17 protein-coding genes are annotated in these 15,039 nt (G+C 41.9%); 14 read left to right on the forward strand and 3 right to left on the reverse strand.

The genetic code is table 11. The annotated features are described in order from the left end of the window. The first annotated feature begins 11 nt into the window (after positions 1-11). The gene (locus LF822_RS13055) at positions 12-593 is read left to right on the forward strand and encodes a cob(I)yrinic acid a,c-diamide adenosyltransferase (RefSeq protein WP_253924505.1); all 582 of its coding nucleotides are present in this window, start codon (positions 12-14) and stop codon (positions 591-593) included. Further along, entirely contained in the window at positions 594-1,301 is a 708-nt protein-coding gene (locus LF822_RS13060) for an AIR synthase related protein (RefSeq protein ID WP_253924506.1), read from the forward strand. A 66-nt stretch (positions 1,302-1,367) separates the two neighbouring features. Here LF822_RS13060 and LF822_RS13065 read toward each other — a convergent pair whose 3' ends face one another. After that, positions 1,368-2,072, reverse strand: a complete 705-nt coding sequence (locus LF822_RS13065; RefSeq protein ID WP_253924507.1) for a hypothetical protein — start codon at positions 2,070-2,072, stop codon at positions 1,368-1,370. A 168-nt stretch (positions 2,073-2,240) separates the two neighbouring features. On the opposite strand from LF822_RS13065, the gene LF822_RS23235 reads away from it, so the two are divergent. The 3 genes from LF822_RS23235 (at position 2,241) to LF822_RS13075 (ending at position 3,283) form a co-directional block, all read left to right on the forward strand. Next, positions 2,241-2,612: a hypothetical protein gene (locus LF822_RS23235; protein WP_483867090.1), complete on the forward strand. Its 372-nt coding sequence runs from the start codon at positions 2,241-2,243 to the stop codon at positions 2,610-2,612. 25 nt (positions 2,613-2,637) lie between these two features. Next, a complete protein-coding gene (locus LF822_RS23240) occupies positions 2,638-2,892 on the forward strand; it encodes a M20/M25/M40 family metallo-hydrolase (protein WP_483867091.1) in 255 nt (84 codons plus the stop codon). 247 nt (positions 2,893-3,139) lie between these two features. Beyond that, positions 3,140-3,283, forward strand: a complete 144-nt coding sequence (locus LF822_RS13075) for a hypothetical protein (protein WP_253924508.1) — start codon at positions 3,140-3,142, stop codon at positions 3,281-3,283. A gap of 78 nt (positions 3,284-3,361) precedes the next feature. Here LF822_RS13075 and LF822_RS13080 read toward each other — a convergent pair whose 3' ends face one another. After that, positions 3,362-4,399 carry a LacI family DNA-binding transcriptional regulator gene (locus tag LF822_RS13080; RefSeq protein ID WP_253924509.1) on the reverse strand — a complete coding sequence of 346 codons (1,038 nt, stop codon included), beginning with the start codon at positions 4,397-4,399 and terminating at the stop codon, positions 3,362-3,364. Positions 4,400-4,678: 279 nt separating this feature from the next. On the opposite strand from LF822_RS13080, the gene LF822_RS13085 reads away from it, so the two are divergent. The 7 genes from LF822_RS13085 to LF822_RS13115 all read left to right on the forward strand — a co-directional run bounded on the left by LF822_RS13085 (position 4,679) and on the right by LF822_RS13115 (position 11,643). Continuing rightward, positions 4,679-5,767 (forward strand): BtaManbiosPhlase, encoded by a 1,089-nt coding sequence (locus LF822_RS13085; protein WP_253924510.1) that lies wholly within the window; start codon positions 4,679-4,681, stop codon positions 5,765-5,767. Then, positions 5,767-6,711: a DUF1861 family protein gene (locus LF822_RS13090; protein ID WP_253924511.1), complete on the forward strand. Its 945-nt coding sequence runs from the start codon at positions 5,767-5,769 to the stop codon at positions 6,709-6,711. Before LF822_RS13085 ends, LF822_RS13090 begins: the two co-directional genes overlap by 1 nt. After that, entirely contained in the window at positions 6,711-8,018 is a 1,308-nt protein-coding gene (locus LF822_RS13095) for an extracellular solute-binding protein (RefSeq protein ID WP_253924944.1), read from the forward strand. Before LF822_RS13090 ends, LF822_RS13095 begins: the two co-directional genes overlap by 1 nt. Then, complete coding sequence (locus LF822_RS13100) at positions 8,019-8,897, forward strand: carbohydrate ABC transporter permease (protein WP_253924512.1); 879 nt, start codon at positions 8,019-8,021, stop codon at positions 8,895-8,897. After that, positions 8,884-9,714 (forward strand): carbohydrate ABC transporter permease, encoded by an 831-nt coding sequence (locus LF822_RS13105; protein ID WP_253924513.1) that lies wholly within the window; start codon positions 8,884-8,886, stop codon positions 9,712-9,714. Before LF822_RS13100 ends, LF822_RS13105 begins: the two co-directional genes overlap by 14 nt. Positions 9,715-9,795: 81 nt before the next feature. Then, a complete protein-coding gene (locus tag LF822_RS13110; protein ID WP_253924514.1) occupies positions 9,796-10,557 on the forward strand; it encodes a sugar phosphate isomerase/epimerase family protein in 762 nt (253 codons plus the stop codon). 6 nt (positions 10,558-10,563) lie between these two features. Next, a complete protein-coding gene (locus LF822_RS13115) occupies positions 10,564-11,643 on the forward strand; it encodes a Gfo/Idh/MocA family protein (protein WP_253924515.1) in 1,080 nt (359 codons plus the stop codon). A gap of 31 nt (positions 11,644-11,674) precedes the next feature. Here the strand turns inward: LF822_RS13115 and LF822_RS13120 are convergent, their stop codons facing one another. Next, the gene (locus LF822_RS13120; RefSeq protein ID WP_253924516.1) at positions 11,675-12,523 is read right to left on the reverse strand and encodes an HAD family hydrolase; all 849 of its coding nucleotides are present in this window, start codon (positions 12,521-12,523) and stop codon (positions 11,675-11,677) included. 176 nt (positions 12,524-12,699) lie between these two features. On the opposite strand from LF822_RS13120, the gene LF822_RS13125 reads away from it, so the two are divergent. Then, positions 12,700-14,742 carry a BglG family transcription antiterminator gene (locus LF822_RS13125; protein WP_253924517.1) on the forward strand — a complete coding sequence of 681 codons (2,043 nt, stop codon included), beginning with the start codon at positions 12,700-12,702 and terminating at the stop codon, positions 14,740-14,742. Then, positions 14,739-15,020, forward strand: a complete 282-nt coding sequence (locus LF822_RS13130) for a PTS sugar transporter subunit IIB (protein WP_253924518.1) — start codon at positions 14,739-14,741, stop codon at positions 15,018-15,020. The genes LF822_RS13125 and LF822_RS13130 overlap by 4 nt, the downstream gene beginning before the upstream one ends. Positions 15,021-15,039 lie beyond the last annotated feature (19 nt).

Raw genomic sequence — 15,039 nt, forward strand, 5'->3', positions numbered from 1 at the left:
GGTTTTTAATAATGAGATTGTATACGAGAACGGGAGATAAGGGTCAGACAAGCGTCATCGGCGGCCGGGTGGAGAAGGATGATGTGCGTGTCGAGGCTTATGGCACGGTGGATGAAGTAAACAGCTTCGTTGGAAAAGCACGTACCGAGCTGCAGGGGGAGACGTTTGCGGAAATCCAGGAAGAGCTTGAACGGATTCAGCACGAGCTGTTTGACTGCGGCAGCGACCTCGCGAATAAGAAGTCCAGCCGCCCCTATAAGCTGCAGCAGGAAAGCATCGACTGGCTCGAGGAGCGTATGGATGATTACATTCAAAAATCACCAGAGCTTGAGCGGTTCATATTACCTGGAGGCTCTTCCGCTTCGGCCACTCTGCATATAGCCCGTACGATTACGCGCCGTGCTGAACGACTCGTCGTTACCCTGCAAAAACAAGAAACGATCCACCCCGTCTGTTTAATGTATTTGAACCGGCTGTCCGATTACTTCTTCGGTCTGGCGCGCTATGTGAATGTTCTCAATGAGACGAAGGACGTGGAGTATGTAAGAAGTGCTAAAGTCTTTCGCTCAGGGAAACGAAAGGAGAACGAATAAGTGGGCCTGCCGTTGTTTATAGCAGAAGCAGACGATCGTGAACTTGTCATTGCTTCTGATAATGCAGGGGCAATTGGACCTAAGCCGGACGACGCGGTACAGGTGCCGTATGAAGTAGTAGCTCAAGCGTTGTTCCGCGTTGCCATTATGGATACACTCGCGGTCGGTGCTTCTCCTTTTGCCGTTAATCTTATGAATTTTGCCGGGGAAGAAGCATGGAATGAGCTTGAGAAAACGATCATCAGCCAATGCCGGCGGCTTGGAATAGAGATGGGGATAACAGGAAGTACAGAATCCAATTTTTCTATGAATCAGTCGGCCGTGGGTCTCACGGTGATAGGGAAAGTTATGAAGGCCGATAAAAAAATAGGCTGTTCTCCTCAAGGGTGCGGCCTCGCTTTAATCGGGGAGCCGCTTGTCGGAGAAGAAGTGATCCAATGTGCTGATCGAGCCGCCCCGTTGGAACTGTTTGCTGAGATGACGCAGCAGGAATGGGTGTATGAACTTGTACCAGTCGGCTCAAAAGGAATCGATGGCAGCCTGCGGGAATGGGAGCGTCGAAACGGGCGGGAGCAACGGAAATGGGAGGTACCTTTTGACTGCAGCAAATCCGGAGGGCCGTCAACGAGTTTTCTAGTAAGCTATGATCTAAACTGCGACCTTGATTTAATTAAAATGGCCGAGGCCTTTGTAACGGTGATTCGCTAATAATGAATTGGGTGGTACCAGGTACACACAAGTAAGAAGGATGTACCTGGTACAAAGTGAAGAATGCTATTCTATTAGAAACTCAGCTTCAACGGGTTCTCTTATTGTATTGTAGTCCATATCCGTAATAACATCTGTAATGATCCTGAATGATGTTACCTCGTCAGGATCCGATTTAAAGGGGATACCAAGAGATAGGTCGTCTTGATAGGAGTTTGAGTACAACTCTGAATCACTATAGGATTGAATGAAATCCATGGTACTCACATCAATCTGTTCTCCTGTATTCAAAACAACTTTATAAATTGGATAGTAGGACACCACGTTTTGATCAGAAACATTCTCTACGCTGTAATTAATTTTCAAATAGTGAAAAGGCTCTCCTTCTACATATCCATAATAATCAGTCATGTGCTCAGCTTCGAATTCATCTAAAATGCCTTCAATAGAGATGAGGTCGGCATGCTGCACGTTTATTCTCAAGGGATCTTGCTCAATGAATTCATTGATCTCACCTTTTTTAATGAGTGTTGCTTTTTTAAAATATTCATTAGAAATCGACTCTCCCACTTCCGCTTCTGAAATATCTATCTCCTCCTGTTCTTCTGAGGTAGAGCTGTCCTTACCTTGAGAAGAATCATTTTCCTCCTCACTTTTCACTTCTTTTTGTTCAGCAGGACTGGCTTTCTTCTGAGTGTCGACCTCTTCCGGGCTGCATGCTGCAGTCAAACCAGCTATGCAAATACAAAACAATATTAAAAAAACTTTCATCCCCTCACCCCTTAACTTAATTACTTCTATTTATCTTTTTCATTATATTGATCAAACACCTATTACATACATCCCCACACATCATGGTAAAATGATTTTACACTGACTGCGTACCTGGTACCGATGGATGGATTTTGTGTACCAGGTACCTAAAAAAGGGTGAAAAACTTGGAACAGCCTATTGAGCAGCGGGTACGTGAAACCTTTCGTTATTTGTATCGTAATGCAGAAATCAGCTGGGAAGAGATCAAAACTACAAAATATATTGAAGCTTTTTTACGTGAAAGTGGGTGCAGGGTGACTACTTTTGAAGATGTCCCTGGAGTCATTGGCGAGTATGGAGATTTCAGCAAAAACCTGCCGGTGATAGGCGTCCGCTCTGATATGGATGCGTTGTGGCAGGAGGTAAATGGCAGATTTCAACCGAATCATTCCTGCTGGCATGATGCTCACATGGCCATGGTGCTGGGCCTATTGTGGAAGTTAGAGGAGAGCCCTGAATTAAGAAACCAGACAGCGATAAAGAGCAGCGGCTGCTGAGACAAACGTCGAGGCGGTCGCTATTATGAGTGAAGCTATTAAGGAAACACTTGGCGGAGAATATTTACAACCACCACTTGTTACGCCGGGCGGAGACGATTTTCATTTTTATACGATAAAGAAGCCATCCTTAAAAGCGACTATGCTTGGACTGGGGTGTAACTTAACACCAGGCTTGCATCACCCGCAGATGACCTTTGATGAGTCCGCATTAATGAACGGTGTTAACATTCTCTATCAAGCCATTTTAAAAACCTACAAAACACCTCCCTGCAGATAGGGAGGCGTTTTTTTGATGATCTTTTTATATAGTACCGGGTACACGTTGGGAATTGTGTGGTACCAGGTACACAAACTTCATTGATCTGTACCCGGTACCGTCGAAAGTTGTAATATTCAAACTAATTTTACAATTTGGTTACAATTGTAATGTAAATGTGATAGAATGCAGGTAATTGTAAACCGTACTTTATGCTTATTTCTATAGTAGAGAAAAATATATACCGAATGAGGGGGCGAATCATTTTATGGAGGAACTTCTTATTTACAAGAATGCCCGCGAGAATGCAGCAGCTGTAAGGGAAGGTGAAATTTGTGAAAACTGTCATCTGCCGTTTGCTGACTCACCTCCAATGTATGCAAGAACCTGCGAGGATTGTAAGAATGACTGAATGACTAAGAGAAATTATAAGATGAAGCCTATTCACTAGTGAATAGGCTTTTTTGTGGTTAAATAAAGGATCGGCAAATTAAGTGATCTGCTGTTTTCGTTGTATGGCTTTCGTAGATTCTCTCTCAATAAGTTCGGCTTGAAGCAACGTTTCATGAAAGGGGGCATCACGGTTAGTCATTCTCCAAAACAGCTTTTCTACTGCGCTTTGGCCAAAGTCTTTAAAATTAATATCCATTGAGGTGATGCCTGGTGTAGACAGCTGTGACAACTGTCCATTATCAAAGCTGCAGACGGAGGCCTGTTCAGGAACACTGATTCCATGCACTTGCAAACCCATATTTACATGGTAGCCAAGGCCATCATTCACACAAAACCATGCCGTAGGCTGGTCATCTAATTGCGCAATAAAATGATTAATAACGTTCCCTTCTTCTGGAGCATCTGTAAACAAAAATTCTTTTCTAACCTTTACGCCGTGTTCCTTTAATGCAAGAAAGTAGCCCTCAAGCCTTTCCTGATAACTTGGGGAAAAATCTACATCTCCGACAAAGGCTATTTTTTCATGACCTAAATCAATTAAATGTTTAATTGCCGTATAGGCGCCAAATCGATTGTTCGTCAAAATAGCATCCGCTTGAATGCTTGGATGATGATGATCGATTAATACGGTAGGTATGCCTGTTTCTATTACTTTGTTAATGTAATTATTGCTTATATGTGAAAGGATCAATACTCCTTCCACCTGTTTATTCTGAATAAAAGCAGGCAGTTGAAGATTATCTTTAGACTGCTGATTAATCGACTGTATCAGTAATCGTTTGTTTCGTCTATTTACCTCGTCTTCCACACTTAAGTAGATTTCACCAAAAAAACTTCTCATGGAAAACGCAAATTCGGATGCAATTAAAGCGATATTTCCTGAGGAGTACTCTTCATAACCAGTGGATGGAGGAGATGGACGATTATAGACATAGCCTTTATCTGATGCAGCTTTCTTAACGAGTTTTCGGGTTTCTTCACTTACACCGGGTTTACCTGAAAGCGCCTGTGATACGGAATTCTTAGATATATTCAGGTAATCCGCAATATCCTGCATGGTTACTTTCTTCGCCATAATAAAAGGTCAACCTCTCTATTAAAAAGAATCATAGTGTTGTCATCCATTATTTTGTAACGTTACTTTAAATATACGTAAATTACAAATCAAATTCAACTATTTAAATTTAATAGTGATATATTTGAAAATTACATTGACATTACTAATGATAAGTTTATAATTACAGTAACGTTAAAATTATTTATAAAACAAGTTTGTAATGTGAGATTTATTTTTTTAATTTAAAATGTAAAGGCTTACAACGATTGATTGTAAGTATTGGAGGGATGAAATGGAATGGAAGTAAAACGCTTTACAGACAACCCAATAATTACACCCGAAGATGTGAAACCATATCATGAAAATCACGAAGTCATAGGGGTGTTTAACGCCGGGGTGGCTCAATATAATGGGGAAACTCTGCTTTTATTAAGAGTAGCAGAACGACCGTATAGTCAGGATCGAAATATAGTTAAAGCACCAGTCATTGATTTCACGCGGCAAGGAAGAGTACTCCGGCTTATCGAGCTTGAAAAATCAGATTCACAGTATGATTTTTCAGATCCGCGTACGATCCGTTACAGCGGAAAAGATGGAACAGCTTATTTAACATCACTTTCGTATATTCGTATTGCACGTAGTACTGATGGTCAAAACTTTACAGTGGATGATCAGCCTTTTCTTTACCCGGAAACCAATGAAGAAGCCTGGGGGATCGAGGACCCCAGAGTGACTCAAATGGGCGGTACATACTACATTCAGTACAGTGCAGTGTCTGATAAAGGTGTAGGAGTCGGGCTCATTTCTACAAAGGATTTCAAGAGTTATTCCAGGCATGGCCTCATGCTTCATCCAGAAAATAAAGACGTAGCCATCTTTCCGGAAAAAGTGAACGGAAAATATTATGCGCTGCACCGACCTGTTCCTAAAGGTATTGGGAAACCCGAGATTTGGATTGCGGAATCAGATAATCTTCTGTACTGGGGAAACCATAGACACCTGCTGGGCCTTAGTGAAGAAGGTTGGGATAGCGGAAGAATTGGAGGAGGCGCTGTTCCTTTTAAAACTGAAAATGGATGGCTTGAAATATACCACGCGGCGGATAAAAATGATCGTTACTGTCTTGGGGCAGTTCTGCTTGATCTTGAAAATCCAGCCAGAGTATTAGCAAGAACCCGTCAGCCTATATTAGTGCCTGAGGCTGAATATGAAGTGAATGGGTTCTTTAATCAAGTAGTCTTCACGTGTGGAGTCACGTTACAAAATGATAAAGTTCAGGTTTATTATGGAGTGGCAGACACATCCATGGCGGTCGCAGAACTAAGTCTTCGGGAGTTAATGGAGGAATTAACTTATGAAACGGTACCTGAAAGTGGTGGAATTTAATGACTTTCAGAGTGAAAAGGCTGCTGGAGCATTATAAAAGTAATGGTTCGATTAACCAGGCAGACAAACTCTTGTTTACAGGTGTAGGTGATCGTGATGTTTATAACATTACTGCCCCCTTCCTTGATCAAGGGGAGGAGGTCATCGCTGGAAGAGTAGAGGGCCGGGACACAGAGAATTCAGACGTTATCTTTTTTATAAAAGAAGGGAATGCATGGAGACCTCGAGAGGGCGCGCCGGTCTATAATCTTCAAGATCCCTTCGTAACTGAAATCCACGGGCAGCTCGTATTTGGAGGGGTGAAAATCTCCCGCGGGGAAAACGGCGGTCTTTCCTGGAAAACGGTTTTTTATAAAGGCTCTTCGATTAATGGATTGCAGCCTTTTACCGAAGGACCCCAAGGAATGAAAGACATTCGTTTAGTAGAACTGGAAAATCATAAAATCGGAGTGTTTACCCGTCCTCAAGGGGAAAAAGGCGGCCGTGGAAAAATCGGCTATACCGAAGTAGAACGTCTGGAACAATTAACCCCTTTGATTATGGATCAAGCTTCTCTCGTAAAAAATCACTTCTCAGATGAAGAATGGGGCGGTGCCAATGAATTATATCTTCTAAAAAATGGAGTGATAGGTGTACTCGGACATATTGCCTGCTTTGCTGATAAAGGAAACCGAAATTATTATCCGTTCGTGTGCCGTTACTGTCGGGAGTCTAATAAGTTAACTGATATGAGAATAATTGCAGCGCGTTCAGATTTTCCGGAGGGTGAGGCTAAACGTTCCGACCTTAGAAACGTGTTGTTCAGTGGCGGGATGACCCAGTTGGAGAATGGACAGGTTGAGCTTTATGTAGGAGTAAGTGATGCTGAAGCACATAAAGCGGTTATGCCAAATCCGTTTGATTTAATCAATGCGATTTCAATAAATGAAAGGGGAGAAGGATGATGAAAAAATTTCGCTTGGTGTTACTGCTGATAACTGTAGGATTTTTGGCTGCTGGCTGTCAATCAGGAAGTGGGAATGGAGGCGGTTCAGACGGTGAAGTAGAATTTGAATTCTGGGCAGCACCAAACCCTGCTCAGGAAGCTTTTTGGGAAGAGATGGCTGAGAAGTATATGGAGGAGGAAGACAATGTAAGCATTAATGTCACTCCTATGCCGGAAAGCCCTTCATCCGAAGCGGGCATCCAATCAGCGATTGCAGCTGGAAATGCTCCAGCGATTTCTGAGAACATCTCTAGAGGATTCGCTGCTCAGTTAGCTGAAAGTAGTGGAATTGTTCCCCTTAATGAATTTGAAGGCTATGACGAGTTAATCGAAACGCGTGAAATGGAGGAGACAATGTCATCCTGGCAGTTCACAGATGATCAGCAATTTGTATTGCCTGCTTACTCCAACCCCATGCTGTTTTCCTGGAGAACTGATATTTTAGAGGATCTAGGTTTTGATGAAGCTCCACGCACTTTTGAAGAAGTGGTAGAAGTGGGGGAAACATTAAAAGAGGAAGAGCCTGATAAATATCTTTGGGCGAGAGCTGACTTGGTTAAGCCGAATTGGTCAGCGAGATGGTTTGATTTCTTCATGCTTTATAATGCAGCTTCTGATGGAAATAATTTTGTAGAAGCGAATGAACTTGTAGCGGATGAAGAAGCAGGGATTGAGACGTTTGAATTGTTTAGTGAGATGGCAGAAGGAGACATGCTTCTTACTCGTGAGGCGACTGACCCCTTTGAATCCGGTGATACGGTCATGATGGATACTGGTCCATGGACCTTTTCATATTGGGATGATAAGTTTCCTGAAATGGAGCAGGGAGAAACGTATGAACTGACGATGCCTCCTGTTCCTGAGGATAGTGACATAGAAAATCCGAAGACATTTGCGGATACTAAAGGTCTTTCTATCTATGCTTCAGCAACAGAAGAACAACAACAGGCTGCATTTGATTTTATTAATTGGGTGTATTCAAACTCTGAGAACGATTTAGAGTGGTTTGAACAGACGAATCTGCCGCCTGCACGTGATGACTTGGCGACAAATGAGGCTTTTACTGAATTTCTAGATGAAAACCCTGAGCTGCAGCCGTATGCGGATAATATACCGAACGCTGTGCCTCCGATCGACAGCGAACAAACCGCTGAAATCCAGGAATTGATAGGGACGGAAGGATTAAACCCTGTAGTTCAAGGAGATAAAGATGCGGAGCAGGCGTGGGAAGATGTGATGAACGCCATTGATGGGGTGTTGGAGTAAATGGATAAGAGTAATGCGAGGCTGGGTTGGCTGTTTGCCAGCCCTTACCTCATCTATTCACTCATATTTTTTCTGTTTCCTTTATTATGGGCGACGTATTTAGCCTTTACCAACTGGAATCTTATTGCTCCTGATTATGAATTTGTAGGGATCCAAAACTTTATTGAAGCTTTTTTCAGTGAGAGTGTGCGTGCTGCTTTTTTTGTGACGTATAAGTTCCTTGGAATGTTTGTGCCCATTGTGGTCGGCGGAGCTTTACTACTTGCGATGCTCATCCACTCTTTACCGAAATTTAAAGGCTTGTTTTCTGTTGCTTTCTTTTTACCTTACTTAGCTTCAGGTGTAGCTTCTGCGATTGTTGTTAACGGGATCTTATCCCACAACAGCCCATTTAACATATGGCTCCGTGGCACCTTTGGCCTGGACATTGACTGGCTGGGATCATCGATCTTAGCTCCATTAATTATTGCGCTTATGATGGCCTGGAAGTTCGCAGGTTATTATGCGCTTCTTTTCGTTGCCGGTCTGGAAAGTATTCCAAAAGATGTGTATGAAGCGGCGGAAATGGATGGGGCGGTTGGAATTAAAAAGTTCTGGCACGTGACCATTCCGATGCTGTATCCATCTTTCTATACAGTAACGATATTGGCAGTCGGCCTTATGTTTGGTATTTTTACCGAGCCTTACGTACTAACAGGCGGCGGACCGGATTTATCCACTCATACGTGGCAGCTGGAAATATACAGTCAAGCCTTCGAGCGATTGAATGCTGGGTATGGAACAGCGATTGCTGTTATTAATTCCATTGTAACGTTCGGCTCCATCTTAGTGTTCCGAAAAATTCTGGAGAAATGGGGGGCAAAACATGGCTGGGAATAATAGACTTAAACTGACATTACTGTACATCGTCGCTTTTACTGTGCTGATTGTAATGGTCTCTCCTTATCTTTATATGGTTCTTGGCTCGTTTGCCTCGTGGGATCAGGTCGACCGCAAAATCATTCCGACAGAGTTTTCGTTAAGGTCGTATGAGTGGTTGTTTTTCGGTGGAGAAGGAGCCAATGCCAGACCGTGGATGAGAGCTTTTTTTAACAGTGTTTTCGTAAGTACTACTTCCTCCATTCTTATGATAGCCACAGCCCTGCTTGTAGGTTATTCATTAGCTAAACTTAAATTTAAAGGCAATCGCCTCATTAATAATGTGATATTATTCCAAATGTTTTATCCTGCGGTCATCTTGTTGATTCCCCTGTTCTTACTCATTCGGTATTTTGGTATGTATGATACGTACTGGGCAATGATCCTTCCTAAAGCAGTTAATCTTTGGGCTATCTTTATGTACACGAACTTCTTTAGAGGTCTCCCCAATGAGTTATTAGAAGCAGCCAAAATCGACGGGGCCAGCCAGTGGAAGATCGTTTGGAAAATTGTCCTGCCCATGTCCAAATCCATTACGACCATTATCTTTTTATTCGTATTTATGGAGAGGTGGGTCGAATTATTATGGGATATGCTCGTTGTAAACAGTGAAGAGATGCTGACATTGAACGTGTTGCTGGCTCAAATGTTCGGACCGTATGGAGGGTATCCGGGACCTATGTATGCCGCATCTGTTCTCTTAACTCTGCCCATTCTGATCCTGTTCATCATCTTCAGCAAAAACTTCAAAAAAGGCATGCAGTTTGTATTGAAGTGACGGAATGATGAATTGATGAATTAATGTGTACCTGGTACACAGAAAAATAAGAAAAAAACTATTTATAGGAAGGTGTGGTGCGTGATTAATCGTCAAATTGGGTTGCAGCTTTATTCGTTGAAGGAGTATACGGAGAAGGATTTTTTAGGGACGTTGGAGAAGGTTGCTCAAGCGGGGTATGATGGGGTTGAGTTTGCTGGTTATTTTGGGACCTCTGCTTCTGAGCTGCACAATACATTAAATCAGCTGGGGCTTAAAGCCGCAGGCAGTCATATAGGAATTGAAGATTTAGAGAATAATTTAAACAGCGTGATAGAGTATTCTTTAGAAATCAAGAGTCCATATATTATCTGCCCTGGCCTTCCCGGGTCTTACAGAAACAGCGCGGATGATTATAAGCGGACGGCCGAAAAGTTTAATAGAGTTGGAGAAACCTGCCGTGAACAGGGGATTCTTTTTGGCTATCACAATCATCATGTTGAATTTGAAAAGTATAAGGGAGAATACGGGCTCGATCTTTTAGTTAACCATACAGGAAAAGACAATATGTTTATCGAATTAGATACGTACTGGGCTGAGGTGTGTGGTATCAAGTCAGTAGACCTCATTAGTAAGTATCAGGACCGCTGCAAGATTCTGCATATGAAAGACATGAACAACTTTGAAGAAAAAAGAAATGTTGAAGTTGGAAGCGGCGCGATGGATTTTAAGGAGATTGTACGATTGGGCCGACAGCACAACATCGAGTGGTACACAGTCGAGCAGGAGGAGTATGACAAAAACCCGCTGCTTAGCATCCAGGAAAGCTATCAGTATTTAAATAGAATTTTGCAAGGAGGATGATCAAATATGAAAGAAACGGGATTAAAGGTAGGAATCATAGGCTGCGGCGGTATTGCCAACGGCAAACAAATGCCAAGTCTCTCAAAAATAAAGGCAGTTCAAATGGTTGCTTTTTGTGACATAGTCGAAGAACGCGCTCAAAAAGCAGCCGGTCAATATGGCAGCAGTGAGGCAAAAGTATTTACAGATTATCAAGACTTACTTAAAGAAGAGATCGATGTAGTCCACGTCTGTACCCCGAATAGATCACATGCAGAAATTAGTATTGCTGCTTTAGAATCAGGAAAGCATGTCATGTGTGAAAAGCCTATGGCTAAAACAGCTGAAGAAGCCCGGCTGATGACAGAAGCTGCTAAAGCCAGCGGGAAACGCTTAGCTATTGGTTACAACAATCGTTTCCGTAATGATTCCCAGTACTTAAAACAAGCTTGTGAAAACGGAGAGTTAGGAGATATTTACTTCGCTAAAGCGCATGCTATACGAAGACGTGCCGTTCCGACGTGGGGGGTGTTTTTAAACGAAGAAGAGCAGGGTGGAGGACCGCTAATTGATATTGGTACACATGCTCTTGACTTGACGCTGTGGTTAATGAATAACTACGAAGTAAAAAGTGTCATGGGGAACATTTACCATAAGCTATCGGACAAAGAAAACGCGGCAAACGCTTTTGGTCCGTGGGATCCGAAGGAATTTAACGTGGAAGATTCAGCTTTTGGTTTTATCACTATGAAAAATGGAGCGACCGTCATACTTGAATCAAGCTGGGCTTTAAACTCTCTTGATATTGGAGAGGCGCAGAGTACGCTGTGCGGAACTGAAGGTGGAGCTGATATGAAAGATGGTCTGAGGATTAACGGGGAAAAATACGGAAAGTTACATATCACTAAACCAGATCTTGATGCAGGGGGAGTTGATTTCTACAGCGGTGAAGACGAAAGTGACAGTGATCGAGAAGCGAGGCTGTGGATTGACAGTCTGCTAAATAATAAAGAAACGGTCGTTCAGCCTGAGCAGGCACTAGTTGTCAGCGAAATTCTTGAGGCTGTTTATGAGTCGGCAAGAACGGGACAGCCCGTATATTTCTAATTGTAAAGGTAAATGGAGGAAGCTGCTCCATTTACCTTATTTTTTTCATTAAAAATTCATATAAACCGTTTTGTTTGTATGAGTTCTTCGTGACTTCATGGACATTCTGCTTAACGACCTCTTCTGCATTCTGCATAGCCACAGAATATCCTGCCAGCTTCAGCATGGGCAGATCATTCTCTCCGTCTCCTATGGCCATAGTCTTTGTGGCAGGTATTCCGAATTCTTTAAGTAAATATTCCAGCCCTCTTGCCTTTGAAGCCTTGTTATCCATAATCTCTGCGTTGTGCAGGGATGAGGAATATATAGAAAAACGGTGGTTTTCATTAAGAGACTTCAAGGCTTCCTTCCATTCCTTAATTATCTCAGGATCCATGCTGAAAAAGTAAACCTTAACAATTGATTCATATGACAAATGATCGACCCAGTCGATGTGGCTCTGAACAGCCTGCTTTCTTGAATAATATTCGTTATCCAGCAGGGTATCCGGCTGTTTCGCGTGAACGATTCGTTTCAAAAGATTTTGGTCTTCTTTTAAAGCGATACGGCTGTGCTTCATTGGATGTACTTCGTAATATATGCCGTGATTACGGGCTTCTTCTACCACATTGTGAACCAATTCAGGGTCCAGTGTATATTCAAACAGTGTTCTTGCTCCTGAATATCCTCCCATTCCATTAGCCGTAACCACTCCATCCACTTGCAGCGATGAGGGAAGTACATCTTCGATTTCGAGTTTCGTCCGGCCTGACGCGACAAAAATTCGAATTCCGTATTCTTGCTGCAGCTTAGGAAGAAGAGTAAGAAGCTCTTCCGTCACTTCATTTTCTTCATTTAATAGTGTTCCATCTAAATCGAGGGCGATAGCTTTTGGTATCATATAGGACCTCCTCAATGTACAGTTGAACAGTTAAAGTATACTGTGATTACATTTATTAAAACAGTAGTAATCGAGCACAATGTATGTATGAATCTAATACAAAGATTGGGTTCAAATAGTATTGTGACAGTGTTGTAAGCGCTTTACAATAAAAATAAGAAAGGGAGGTTCTTTCCTTGCTGGATCAGAAGTCTTATCAGTTTCTAGAAAGGATCATGCAATATGATCAAATAACAAAGCCGGAAATTATGATGGAGATGAATCTTACAAACAGACAATTTCAATACCTGCTGGAGAAAACAAACAGTATTTTAAGTCAGTTTAACCTTCCTTCGGTTCAATTGAGAAATCAAGCTTTTATCGTAGATGAAAGGATAAAATCGCTTGTACAGAAAGAGGCAGCGCTTGGGATGAAAGGGGATGACCTTTTTGTTTCTGAGACGGACCGTCCCTTCATTATTTACTTATACACTTTTATTAGAGGGGAGGAGCTTTCAAACTATCACTATCAGCTGCTGCTCGGAGTGAGTAAGAATACGGCTTTAGCCGATGTGAAGAAAGCAAAAGAGGTATGCGAAGAGTGGAATGTCCACCTTTCTTACAAAAGAATGGACGGTTATTTTCTTGAAGGGGAAGAAATGGATAAACGAAGGCTGGCTGTTTACTGTATCGATTATTTACTCTCGCAGCCTCTCGGAAAAGAAATAATCTTGATGATTTTAAAATCGTGGGAAAAGGAGAAAGAAATCAATCCCATTCAAGACATAATGGATCACATAGTTACTCGCGATTCCCTAAAACTTGTGAAGAGCAGAAAAATGGAAATGATCTATCATCTAACCTTTATGAAAGCTCGTAAAAAAAATCATTCTCTGCAGTTATCTGCTGATGAAATAGAAATATTGGAGAAACAGACACTTTTCGATCAAGCAAAGGAACTGGCTGAAAAAATATTTCCAGAAAGGTACGAAAATGAGAAGTATTTCGTTGCGATTCAGCTTTTAACCTCGCAGGAAGAAGTCAAAAGCCATGACCACTCTTCCTTGCTGAAGCTGGCTAAGGAGATCATTGATGAATTTGAAAGAAATACTTTGCTTCCTATAGAAAATAAGTCGTATTTGATTCAAAGTCTGTTTAATCACCTGGTTCCTACTTTTTTTCGAATAACGTTTGGAATCCCCTTAATTAATCCGATGACTCACAGAATCAAAGAAGAATATAAAGAGTTATTTCAATTTGTTGAGAACTCTCTTGAACCTTTATCCGATTGGACGGGGAAGAAAATCAGCGAGGCGGAAATAGGGTATTTTACTCTTCACTTTGGTGGCTATTTAGAAAAACACAGAGAGGTTAAATCAGACAAAGTCCGGGCAATTATAGTGTGCTCAAATGGTGTCAGCTCTTCTATTATGCTTAGATCACAATTAAGTGAGCTGTTTCCGGCAATAGAATTTTCGAGGATGCATACGACGGAGAACCTTCATAATGTATCCCCTTCAAGCTATGACTTAATCTTTTCTACGGTCCAGTTAACGTCAATAAAACCTGTATTTCTCGTTAAGCCATTATTATCTATTGTGGAGAAAAACTCTTTAATTCAAGCTGTAGCTTCTGAGTTTCCTCATATACAGGAAGATAATATTACCATTGATCAGGTAATGGACATTGTGAGAAGGAATGCGGATATTAAAAATGAAAAGAAGTTATTCACTGAATTAGTGGATCTCATATATTTAAACACAGAACAAAGGTGGGAGAAGCCAATGCTTTCGGAACTATTAACAGAAGAAATGATCCATTTTACCAATGAGAAGCTCGAATGGAGGGGGGCAATAAATAAGGCGGCCCGTCCGCTGGTGGATACCGGCAAAATAGAAAATCGCTACGTGGAAGCCATGATACGAAATGTTGAGGAGATTGGAACATATATTCATATAGGGAAAGGGATAGCTATTCCTCATGCAAGACCAGATGCTGGTGTGAATCAAGTGGGTATGTCTCTGCTTCGGACCCAGCAGCCTGTACTCTTACTCGATAAAAAAGAGCATCCCATTGAGATGTTTATTTGCCTGGCAGCTATAGATAATGAGGCTCACCTCAAAGCATTAGCCCATTTAACGAAGCTGCTCGGAAATGAAGATTCCCTGCAGTCAATGAAGAATGCTGATTCTGCTCAGCAGATTATTAAGATTATAAAAGAGGGAGAGGAAGCGAAATGAAGATTTTAGCAGTATGTGGTTCAGGGTTAGGAACAAGTTTTATGGTGGAGATGAACATTAATCAGGCTTTCGAGGAACTGGGAGTGACCGGTGTTGAAGTCTCACATTCTGATTTGAGTTCCGCAGCTCCGGGTGATGCGGATGTTTACTTTTTAGCTAAAGATATTGCGGAAAGCGGGGAGCATCTCGGTGAAATTGTCGTATTAGATAATATTATTGATATGGATGAGTTGAGAGAAAAGGTCAGGAAGCTGGCTGAAGATAAAGATCTCATCTAATGGTTGAAATAGGAAGGGG

This window comes from Halobacillus sp. A5 (assembly GCF_024189315.1).
GTDB lineage: Bacteria > Bacillota > Bacilli > Bacillales > Halobacillaceae > Halobacillus_A.

Bases quoted from the DNA above. Each gene is read 5' to 3' on its own strand.
- LF822_RS13055 (WP_253924505.1), top strand. From the start codon at position 12: ATGAGATTGTATACGAGAACGGGAGATAAGGGTCAGACAAGCGTCATC.
- LF822_RS13065 (WP_253924507.1), bottom strand. From the start codon at position 2,072: ATGAAAGTTTTTTTAATATTGTTTTGTATTTGCATAGCTGGTTTGACT.
- LF822_RS23240 (WP_483867091.1), top strand. From the start codon at position 2,638: ATGAGTGAAGCTATTAAGGAAACACTTGGCGGAGAATATTTACAACCA.
- LF822_RS13075 (WP_253924508.1), top strand. From the start codon at position 3,140: ATGGAGGAACTTCTTATTTACAAGAATGCCCGCGAGAATGCAGCAGCT.
- LF822_RS13080 (WP_253924509.1), bottom strand. From the start codon at position 4,399: ATGGCGAAGAAAGTAACCATGCAGGATATTGCGGATTACCTGAATATA.
- LF822_RS13085 (WP_253924510.1), top strand. From the start codon at position 4,679: ATGGAAGTAAAACGCTTTACAGACAACCCAATAATTACACCCGAAGAT.
- LF822_RS13090 (WP_253924511.1), top strand. From the start codon at position 5,767: ATGACTTTCAGAGTGAAAAGGCTGCTGGAGCATTATAAAAGTAATGGT.
- LF822_RS13095 (WP_253924944.1), top strand. From the start codon at position 6,711: ATGAAAAAATTTCGCTTGGTGTTACTGCTGATAACTGTAGGATTTTTG.
- LF822_RS13100 (WP_253924512.1), top strand. From the start codon at position 8,019: ATGGATAAGAGTAATGCGAGGCTGGGTTGGCTGTTTGCCAGCCCTTAC.
- LF822_RS13105 (WP_253924513.1), top strand. From the start codon at position 8,884: ATGGCTGGGAATAATAGACTTAAACTGACATTACTGTACATCGTCGCT.
- LF822_RS13115 (WP_253924515.1), top strand. From the start codon at position 10,564: ATGAAAGAAACGGGATTAAAGGTAGGAATCATAGGCTGCGGCGGTATT.
- LF822_RS13120 (WP_253924516.1), bottom strand. From the start codon at position 12,523: ATGATACCAAAAGCTATCGCCCTCGATTTAGATGGAACACTATTAAAT.
- LF822_RS13130 (WP_253924518.1), top strand. From the start codon at position 14,739: ATGAAGATTTTAGCAGTATGTGGTTCAGGGTTAGGAACAAGTTTTATG.